The following is a 799-nucleotide window of genomic DNA, read 5'->3' on the forward strand; positions in this document are numbered from 1 at the left end:
CTTGTCATCGTCCACACAAGCGAGCATTGAGATAGATTCTCTCTTTGAGGGTATTGACTTCTACACGTCAATTACTCGTGCTCGCTTCGAGGAGCTGAACGCCGATCTGTTCAGGTCTACCATGGAGCCAGTGGAGAAGTCTCTCCGTGATGCCAAGATGGATAAGGCTCAAATCCACGATATTGTACTGGTGGGTGGCTCCACTCGTATCCCCAAGGTGCAGAAGCTCCTGCAAGATTTCTTTAATGGAAAGGAGCTCAACAAATCTATTAACCCTGACGAGGCCGTAGCTTATGGTGCAGCTGTCCAGGCTGCTATCTTGCACGGTGACAAGTCTGAGGAGGTGCAGGATCTGCTGTTGCTTGATGTAACACCCCTTTCCCTCGGTATTGAGACTGCTGGAGGTGTCATGACCACACTCATCAAGCGTAACACTACCATCCCCACTAAACAGACTCAGACATTCACCACCTACTCTGATAACCAACCCGGAGTACTCATCCAAGTATTTGAGGGTGAGCGTGCTATGCCCAAAGATAACAACTTGCTCGGTAAATTCGAGCTGACCGGGATCCCACCGGCGCCGCGTGGCGTGCCTCAAATTGAGGTCACCTTCGACATCGATGCCAACGGTATCCTCAACGTTTCCGCTATCGAGAAGTCCACCAACAAGGAGAACAAGATCACCATTACCAACGACAAAGGTCGTCTCTCCAAGGAAGAGATCGAGCGTATGGTTAATGAGGCAGAGAAGTACAGAAACGAGGATGACAAGCAAAAGGTTCCTACATCATCCTCT

The 799-nt window shown here is 49.9% G+C and carries 1 protein-coding gene; it reads left to right on the plus strand.

Annotation, left to right across the window (positions count from 1 at the left end):
• Position 1 precedes the first annotated feature (1 nt).
• The coding region (locus tag F0L68_RS45890; RefSeq protein WP_223199642.1) for an Hsp70 family protein at positions 2–799 on the plus strand (798 nt) is incomplete at its 3' end.

The sequence above is a fragment of the Solihabitans fulvus genome, from assembly GCF_008386585.1.
Taxonomy (GTDB): domain Bacteria; phylum Actinomycetota; class Actinomycetes; order Mycobacteriales; family Pseudonocardiaceae; genus Solihabitans; species Solihabitans fulvus.